Below are 9,520 nucleotides of genomic sequence, written 5' to 3' on the forward strand. Positions count from 1 at the left end.
TGTTATGCTTCGTTTACCATCCTGCCTTACTGCCATCAATAAAAGCTCTCCCCACCGGCAGACCCCCTCTTTTGGCCCGACACAAATCTGCACAGCAATCGATATCAGCGCCACAGTCCTTCTTTCGTCCCTTATTTCCGGCGAAACGACAGTTGACCAGAATGGCGACATTAATACATCTCAATTCATCACAAATAAGGAACAACATGAGCACCGAAACACCAGATCAAATTGACAACGCCGAGGATAAACCCGAAGCAAAAAAACCCCGTCGCCCTTCAACTCCCAGATCAAGAAGCAAAAAGGCGCCAGCCTCAAGCCAGAGCAAAGAGGCCTCAGAGGTCTCCGGCACAGCCCCACAAGTCGCCGAGCCCACCACGGTTGCCTCCCCTCCCCCTGCCGTGCTACAAGAGTCCAGCGCTGATAGCGCCACAGCGAGTTCCGAGCCAGTAAAAAAACCGGCCCGAAAGAGAAAAAGAAGTCCCGCAAAAAAGAAAAGCATCACAGACACGCCTGCCACCCTCTCCGAAACGGAGACCTCAGCCGCGCCTGCCGCCCATGAGCCCGACATTGTTCCGCAACAGGAGCCTAACGCTGATAGCGTCACAGAAAGCTCCGAACCAGTAAAAAAACCGGGCCGGAAAAGAAGACGCAGTTCCGCAAAAAAGAAAAGCGTGTCCGACACCCCGATCGCCCCACCTGAAACAACGACACCAACCGATCCTGCTGCCTCAGAAGACGTCAGTGCCACGCAACAGGAACCCGTTGCCGAGAGCGCCCCAACGAACTCCGAACCAGTAAAAAAACCGGGCCGGAAAAGAAGGCGCAGTTCCGCAAAAAAGAAAAGCACGCAAATAACCCCGCCACCAAGCCCCTCTGAATCTGAGCCAGAGCCTGATGAAGAGACCGAAGATCAGACAAAAGAATCAGGAAAACCTCATTCTCTCAAACTTCTGATCAACGCTGACGAACCGGAGGAGTGCCGCGTAGCGCTGCTGGAAAACGGCAAGCTGGAATCATTTCATGTTGAGACTGTTTCTCGGGAACAACACAAGGGCAACATCTACAAAGGCCGGATTGTCTCCGTCGAGAGTAACCTTCAGGCTGCCTTTGTCGATATCGGCACGGGCAAAAACGGCTTTCTCCCTTTCAGCGAGATTCACCCCGAGTACTACAACAGGGAAGTCCCCCCTGACACCCACTGGAAAAATCACCGCATCAAGGAAGTACTGAACGAAGGTCAGGAAGTATTAGTCGAAGTGGTCAAAGATGTAACAGGCGGCAAGGGGGCAAGTCTAACCACCTACATCTCTCTCCCCGGTCGTTATGTGGTCCTCATGCCCGGCAGCGATTCGCACGGCATCTCAAAAAAAATCGACAACGAAAATGAACGGCAGAAGTTACGCGACATGTTGGCCTCCTGCAACATCCCGGAAGGAGTAGGCTACATCATCCGCACTGCCAGTGACGGCATTACCAAGACTGCCCTGACTAACGATGTCCGTTATCAAATAAATCTCTGGAGCGAAATCAAGGACAAAGGCCAGACTGAGTCCGCCCCGGCTCTGCTGTACAAGGAACAATCCATCATTGACCGTTTCTTGAGGGACCACTTTTCAAGCGAGATCGAGGAGATCCTGGTAGACAGCCAGGATGCCTTTGAACAAGTTACCAATTTCCTGGACCTACTCCCTGCCACCCAACGCAAGAAAACCACCGCCAAGCTTCACAAGGGTCCGCGTCCACTGCTGAATTCCTACAACATCGAAGAACAGATCGAGCAGATTTTCCGGCCCACGGTCAAGCTGCCCTCCGGCGGCTCCATCGTGATCAACCCCACTGAGGCGTTAGTGGCAATCGATGTCAACTCAGGAAGTACCGGTCGGGATAAAAATTTCGAAGAAACTATTTTCCTCGCCAACATGGAGGCAGCAGAAGAACTGGCCCGTCAACTCAGGCTTCGGGATTTAGGTGGATTAATTGTAGTCGACTTTATCGACATGCGCCCCTTGAGCAACATCAAAGAGGTGGAAAAGAAGGTCAAATCCAGCATGAAGCGCGATAAGGCAAAAGTAGACTTTACCAGGATTTCCAAGTTCGGTTTAATGGAGATCTCCAGGCAACGAATGGGGGCGCCAATCCAGACCGGCAACTACCAACCCTGCGAATACTGCCAGGGACATGGCCTGGTGCGCTCGGTAGAGACTCAAGCTCTCGCCTTTTTACGTCAGATCCAGACCGGAGTGACGCGAAAAAATGTCGCCACAGTCCAGTGCCTGCTGCCAACTGAGGTGGGCCAATACCTGTTAAATAAAAAACGTGCTGACTTGGCGGAAATGGAGAAGGACTATCGAGTGAGCATCGTAATTGAGACCAACGCAGCGTTGAAACCGGCAGAAGCGAAGATTGAGTTCATCAAGGAAAGATAACAAAGAAGGAATTCTGTAGGTTCTGTAGGAGCGGCTTCAGCCGCGATACGCTGGAGAAATCGCGGCTGAAGCTGCTCCTACACAAAGACTTTAACTGCATTCAAACAATCACAACTCCTGCCTGATCCGTAAAAACGCTGGAAACCGCGGCAAGCCACCTTTAGTCAAGCCGGTATAACGATAGGTAATCACGCTTCCGACGACAGGTGGCTCGCGGCGTTCGGCATCCGTAAATCCGGTGCCGATCAGAAACCGCAGTCCTGCTGCCGTCTCCACCTCCATCGCCCCCATCATCCCCAGATACTTGCCCGTGCCCGGTCGATGACCAACCACCTTGGCCTCATCATCCAGCCACAACTTTACCTTCAGGAGGTCAGAACTCCGGCCTCCGTGGTAAAGGGCCTCGGCCCGGTGCAGCATCAGACCCTCGCCGCCGGACGCAACCACTTCAGTCAGACGTTTTTTAAGCTCCTGATTCCCGGAAACCCGAGTTTGTGGCACCGCATGAACCCATGGCAAGTGAGTTTGATCGACAATTCTCTTGATCTGAGCGATTCGAGCAGTAAACGTTCCACTGGCGCCAGGCAACTCAAAGACCATGAAACGCACCTCCCGCCACTCATCCTCAATCGGCGCCTTTTTCCTGACAATCCCGACTAAACGTTGAAACGAACCACGCCCCATCCACAATTCACCATCCAGGCGCACTTTCGGAAGACCTGTTACAAACCAGGCAGGTGAGGCAATCGGATGACCGCTCCGAAATTTCAACTGTTCTCCATCCCAATACGCCCTTACGCCATCGTACTTTTCACTCACCCAGTACTGGGTAGGATCTTGATTGCTCTCCCAACCATAAACCTTGGCAAGTAGCAATGGAACAGCTGTTGACTCTCGTGCCTGGGCAGGAGAGGAGAGCACAATAATAGAAAACAGCAGAAAAGAAACTACAGTGCGCCACACGGTTCATCTCCACAAACAAGATTAGGCTAGACCATCAAGGCCGTGACCCAACACCAATTTGGCTTACGCTGGTCAGGGTATGCGCCGCAACACCAACTATAGTGGACCCCATGCTCACTTTATCTACGACCAGAGTCAGCTCACCAAAGCAAGTTTCTTTATTGACCGCACCTCATCCCCGGCAATATTCTTCTCTAAAACCGATGAGAAACCATGAGTATATTCCGGCACGATCATTTCCAGATGGCTCATGATCTGCGGCAAATCCCGCGCATGGGCCACCGACTCCAAGGTATTCAACTTACATACCAACCACTCCCAATCGACAAGACGAGCTTGAGCCAACTGCAGCTTTGGGTGCTCCGTGCCAACCACCCCCTCGCCAGAGTGAAAGACCTCTTCATAGAGTTTTTCTCCCGGCCTCAGGCCGGTATACTGGATCTGAATGTCTTCTCCTACGCGCAATCCAGACAAACGGATCATCTGTTCTGCCAGATCCCGAATCAAAACCGGCTCACCCATCTCCAGGACGAATATCTCCCCACCTTTCCCCATCGCCCCGGCCTGCAAGATCAAACCTACCGATTCAGGAATAGTCATAAAGTAACGGGTAATTTCCTTATGGGTCACAGTAACCGGACCGCCGACCTTGATCTGCTGTTCAAAAAGCGGGACCACCGAACCAGCCGAACCCAGGACATTGCCAAAACGAGTGGTAATAAATTTCGTCTTCGAACGCTGTGCCAAATTCTGGCAATACACCTCGGCAATGCGTTTGGTGGCTCCCATTATGTTTGCTGGATTAACCGCCTTATCAGTTGACACCAGCACAAATCGCCTCGCTCCAAAACGATCGGCCGCATCTGCCACCAACCGGGTACCAACAACATTATTACATACCCCCTCGACCGGATTCTTCTCCACCATCGGCACATGCTTATAGGCAGCGGCGTGAAACACTACTTCCGGCTTAAATTCTTTAAAGACCCATGTCACCCGGTTCTCTACCTTGACATCTCCCAGCACAGCAATCAAAGCAAGATCGGGAAATTTACCAAGCAACTCCAGCTCGATAGCATATAAATTAAACTCACTATGATCAAAAATGATCAAGCACTTGGGCCGACTCTTGGCAATCTGCCGACAGAGCTCCGAGCCAATGGAACCACCACCGCCGGTGACCAGAACGGTTTTACCTTCCAGATAATCGGCAATTGCCGCGTCATCGAGTTTAACCGAATCACGCCCAAGAAGATCATCAACCGTGATATCACGTAGGTGTTTGGATTGAATTTGCTGCCCGGTAAGCTCAAGCAGCGAGGGAAGGGTCTTGCACTTCACATCCAAGCGGGCACACTCACTAATTATGCCAGACACAAAACCACGACGGGCCGAAGGGATAGCAATGAGTACAGTTTGAATATTTAACTGTTTGATTACCGGCTCCAGATCACTGCAAGTCCCCAAGACCCGCACCCCACGGATCTCCCGACCAAGTCTCTGCACATCATCATCCAAAAAACCCAACGGCTGAAAAATTTCCGAGGTGAGCAAGTCTCGAGCCAATGAATCACCAGCTCTTCCGGCGCCAATGATCAAGGCCCGTTTTCCATTCTTTCGGGCTAAATTGAAATGGTGATCCTTCAAATATCGATAAAAAATACGAGAACTAGACAATAATAAAATAAGCAAAATTGGAGACAAGACAACAACCGTTCGGGGTACAACTCTCACCTGCAAAAAAACCACGACAACCAAAGCACAAAGTGCAGTGCCAACAACAACAGACTTAATAATCCGTATCAGATCGGGAATAGAGGCAAACCGCCAAATCCCTCGATAAAAACCAAAAACCCAAAAAAGCGCCGCCTGCACAGGCATGGCAACTAAAAGCATCACCTTCGCTCCATCCAAATACTGTGGCGGTACATCGCCCAGGTTAAAGCGCAACCAATAGGCCAGGATCAAAGCCAGGGGAATGCACAGTAAATCATGGGCAAACGCGCCCCAGCGGCTTAAAAAAAGTTTAGCAACTCCATATTTCATTATAAAATTTGGCATTTTCTAGTATCAAGTATTTGAAGATATTCTCTAATACAGCAACCCCCGACATGTATCAAGCCCACGATATATCGCTTGAGAACTATCCGGCCTACGTAAACTTTTGGCACTGTGCTACTCCTCTCTTGTGAGTTAGACACTAATCCATAATGTATTCCCTATACAACAAACAGCTAGCTACTTGCAACAACTCAGTAAATTAGACTCTAAAAGGATGAAACCCACTCCTAATTCAAGATACCCATTCAATGCGTGACCCCATCACTTTTAATCACTTTCAGAAATGTAAGAAAGATAATCCGGAGATCCATGGCAAAAGAGCGGTGATTTAGGTAGTACACATCAAACTCCACCTTGACCGGAATAGGAAGTTCGTCCCGGCCATTGATCTGCGCCCAACCGGTAAGCCCAGGGAGCAAAACATGGACCCCATTTTCAGTCCGCAGGGAGATCAAATCTTCCTGATTAAAAAGGGCCGGACGTGGACCAACAATACTCATATCCCCCTTCAGGATACTAAGAAGTTGGGGGAGCTCATCAAGGCTTGACTTGCGCAGGAACTTTCCGATGGAGGTAAGAAACCGGTCTGGGTCGCCAAGAAGATGAGTCGCCACCGCCGGGGTGTTAATGCGCATAGTTCGGAATTTGGGCATTTTAAAAATAGTATTATTCTTTCCAACCCTATCGGACCAGTACAACACCGGACCCTCGGAGCTAATCCTCACCAACACTGCCACGATCAGCATGGGTATGCCCAAAACAACCAGCGCCGCCAATGACATAATAAAATCAAAAAAAATCTTCACTGCAGATTGGCCATTTAAGGAATTAAACTATTAGGACTATCCTAGCAATAAAAATTGTTAAGGATAACCTTATGGGAAATATAAACTTAACAAGACCAAACAAGAGCGATAATCGGCATAACTCAGCGGCAGCAACTGAAGGCTTTGGCTAAAAAGCCCGATCCACGGTGAGTTGACCGATCTTGGTGCAAGTCCTTGATCTGAAACTCATCAGTCTTTTTACTGCGCTCGTTTGAACTCGAAAAGGCTGCTGCCATGTTTTTGACAGCCTATTGACTTCAGAATCGCCTCAAGAGCGACCTTAGCTTTGAACTCGGGGAAGAAATGGCGCTTGCGCTTGATGCTGTTCATGAATGTATTTCCTTCGTCAGTGTATGGCTGTCTACCTTACTACACTGTTCGAATTTTGAGGACCACCTCTTCAACCGGCTTCATCTCGACGCATGCCTAAACTTTGGGTGCAAACCAAAAACCGATACCGATATGCAACTATAAAAGATAAAATCAAGGAGATTATAGCAATTCCACTTCCCCACCAAAACGGCATATAAACAAATCGCATAACAATTTCATGCTTACCTGGCGGCACAGAAACGGCACGCATTGAACCATACGCTTTAATTACAGGAGATTTCTCACCATCAACCCACGCATACCAATTTTGATGATAAATTTCAGGGACTAATACGATGCTGTTTTTATTTGTGCTTACATCCAAAGTCAACGTATCCGCAGTCTTACCAGTCAGTTTGACTCGAGCCTCCAAATCATGCTCTGATTCTGAAACAAATTGCGGAGAAGATGACAGAAGAATTGGACCGCTTACAGAGAAATCATCATTACGCATCATTGCAACGGAGCTATTCTCATCAGCAACAAGCCACTTATCATAAACCCTAAAAGGGGCAGAATCATCTTTGGCCTTTCCTGGCCTGATGCCCATGAGATCCGCAATTTGCTCATTATATTTGTTTAAATTTATCCCGTCATAACTTTCGATCCATTGCGGACGTTGGGCCTTGACCTCCTTACCATAAAGCAGGGACAACAACAATCTATACTCATGCAAAAAAACCATGGAAAAACTGCTTTGGACAAAATACGGTGTAAACTTGTCCCGGCCTGAAAAATTCAACCAATAATAGGGCCCTGAATAGTTAGAAAACGTTTGGTTGTTTTTAGAAAAATAGGCCTTATTTGTTAGTGGAGATTCATTCAGGTTGTAGCCCAAAAGAGCAATTATGCTTAAAAACAGTGCAAATACAACATAAACATTTTTCCTCACAATACTTATTACAATGCAAATAAAGGTGATTAACATCATGAAATTTGGAATATTGTGATATCGCTGTGTAACAGCGATACAACACATTAAAAGAACAAACCCCAACACCGTCAGATGTGTTGGAAAATTATCTTTTTTTGTTTTGTCCCTGATAGAGTCAATAAAAATACCCGCACAAAAAGACGCTGAGATTCCTGCTAATTGGGAAAATGGAAACTGAAATCTGATATTTTTAAGAACGGGGATATTGTCCCAAAGTGAAAAAAATCCGTCAAATTTTAGTTCCGCAAAAAGAACAAGGATATAATTAATAGCCGCCATGAGCATAAAAGCATAAACCCACTTCCGCCGGTAGCCTCTAGAATAGATAAATGAAAGAATAATAAACGGCCACAATCCGAAATAGTAATTGTATATTACCGCGCTCGAAATGGTTATTTTGGGGGATTCAGCAGCAAAATATCTAGAACTGACAATCCCGTCAATAACAGGCAGCAAAATTGGCATTGAGAATAGCGCCATCAACAAGCTAACCAATGACAATATAAGCAATGAATATTTTATCGAATCAGCAAATGTCTCATTATTTTTTACATACAAGCAAACAAGAATAGCTAAAGCTGGAGCATAAAATACTAAGGGCAGATAGTACCCTGACAGGACATCCCAGGCCAAGATCAATGAAATCAATGGCAGGATAAAAAAAAATTTGCTGCTCCGGTTAGCTACAATGAAAGCAAGTAAAGACAAGGCCACAAAGGATACATCCAATAAAATAAATGCAGACAAAGCACCATGCATAAACGAACGACTGATGGAGATACAGCTAACAATGCTGGTCAGTCCCACTGTAAAAGACGCTACCTGGGACATTCCCATGATGCGAGCTATTGCTCTGCATGAAGATGCAAAAAATGCTGTCAAACAAAAAAATATCAAGTTTAAATTTATGTTAAAATTCGGTGACTCTGTATTCAGAATCAAACTGAACGGCATGTGATTTTCAGGGTCGGCCAGTAAAGGATATCCATGATGTTCATGGGCCTGCCAAAATGGAAAAAGTTCAGGTACTTTTTCCATATATTTAAGATATGGATAAATTCTTGCCCCATCTCCGCCGGGTGTATACTCATTAGTCAGGTATAAACGATAGCTCAGGAAGGCTACAAAAAGATATATTAAAAAAACGCCTATCGAAACGGCGGGCCACCTCAAACGTGGTATTTGCAATTGGCAAGTCACTATCTTGTGCTCACGACAAGGTCGTTGTGAAGGGCGGAAACCACGATATCAACTTCCCGCTCTCCCATTCCTACCCAGAAAGGGAGGCTGATCGTTTTACGTCCGATTTCTTCGGCATGAGGGAAATCCCCAGCTTTGTGACCAAACCTCTTGCGCAGATATTCCAACAGATGGATCGCCCGGTAGTTCACAGCTACGCCAATACCTTGGCGAGACAAGGACTCCAGCACGTGATCACGTTCCGCTCTTTCAATGAGGACCGTGAAAAGATGAAAGGCACTCTTGGAACCGGCGGGAATTTTCGGAAATCGGATCCCCGGAACCACAGAGAGTGCCGCAACATAACGCTCATATAAGTCGCGACGTTTTTCCCAAAGCGCGTCAATTTTCCGTAGTTGGGGCAGGAGGATGGAGGCATGAATGTTGTCCATGTTATACTTCCAGCCGCAATCCAGCATATCCCAGTGCCGATAGGCCCCATGGTAACGGTCCGCCGCCTCCTTGCTCATTCCGTGCTGACGGAGCAGGAGAACGCGCGCTGCCAAGGCCTCATCCATCGTCGACAGAGCCCCACCTTCACCACAGGTCATGTTCTTTGTGGCGTAGAAGCTGAAACAAGCGGCATTCGACAGGGCTCCAGGCTGCACTCCGTCCCGCATACCCTCGATGCAGTGGGCGCAATCCTCGATGATTATGAGGTCCGACCTCCCGTGGAGGTCGGACCTCAGCATATC

6 protein-coding genes are annotated in these 9,520 nt (G+C 47.8%); 1 reads left to right on the forward strand and 5 read right to left on the reverse strand.

Features of this window, described 5'->3' with window-relative positions:
• Nucleotides 1–206: 206 nt before the first annotated feature.
• Nucleotides 207–2,429: an Rne/Rng family ribonuclease gene (locus tag FP815_02640; GenBank protein MBA3013832.1), complete on the forward strand. Its 2,223-nt coding sequence runs from the start codon at nt 207–209 to the stop codon at nt 2,427–2,429.
• Between the two features lie 108 nt (nt 2,430–2,537).
• On the opposite strand, the gene FP815_02645 is transcribed toward FP815_02640, so the two are convergent.
• The 5 genes from FP815_02645 to FP815_02665 all read right to left on the reverse strand — a co-directional run.
• Nucleotides 2,538–3,392, reverse strand: a complete 855-nt coding sequence (locus FP815_02645; protein ID MBA3013833.1) for a DNA ligase — start codon at nt 3,390–3,392, stop codon at nt 2,538–2,540.
• Between the two features lie 135 nt (nt 3,393–3,527).
• Nucleotides 3,528–5,438, reverse strand: coding sequence for a polysaccharide biosynthesis protein (locus FP815_02650; protein ID MBA3013834.1), 1,911 nt, complete (start codon nt 5,436–5,438; stop codon nt 3,528–3,530).
• Between the two features lie 260 nt (nt 5,439–5,698).
• The gene (locus FP815_02655) at nt 5,699–6,259 is read right to left on the reverse strand and encodes a sugar transferase (protein ID MBA3013835.1); all 561 of its coding nucleotides are present in this window, start codon (nt 6,257–6,259) and stop codon (nt 5,699–5,701) included.
• A gap of 421 nt (nt 6,260–6,680) precedes the next feature.
• Nucleotides 6,681–8,624, reverse strand: a complete 1,944-nt coding sequence (locus FP815_02660) for a YfhO family protein (protein ID MBA3013836.1) — start codon at nt 8,622–8,624, stop codon at nt 6,681–6,683.
• A 161-nt stretch (nt 8,625–8,785) separates the two neighbouring features.
• The coding region (locus FP815_02665; GenBank protein MBA3013837.1) for a DegT/DnrJ/EryC1/StrS aminotransferase family protein at nt 8,786–9,520 on the reverse strand (735 nt) is incomplete at its 5' end.

It is taken from the genome of Desulfobulbaceae bacterium (assembly GCA_013792005.1).
Lineage (GTDB): Bacteria > Desulfobacterota > Desulfobulbia > Desulfobulbales > VMSU01 > VMSU01.

Bases quoted from the DNA above. Each gene is read 5' to 3' on its own strand.
- FP815_02640 (MBA3013832.1), top strand. From the start codon at position 207: ATGAGCACCGAAACACCAGATCAAATTGACAACGCCGAGGATAAACCC.
- FP815_02650 (MBA3013834.1), bottom strand. From the start codon at position 5,438: ATGAAATATGGAGTTGCTAAACTTTTTTTAAGCCGCTGGGGCGCGTTT.
- FP815_02660 (MBA3013836.1), bottom strand. From the start codon at position 8,624: ATGGAAAAAGTACCTGAACTTTTTCCATTTTGGCAGGCCCATGAACAT.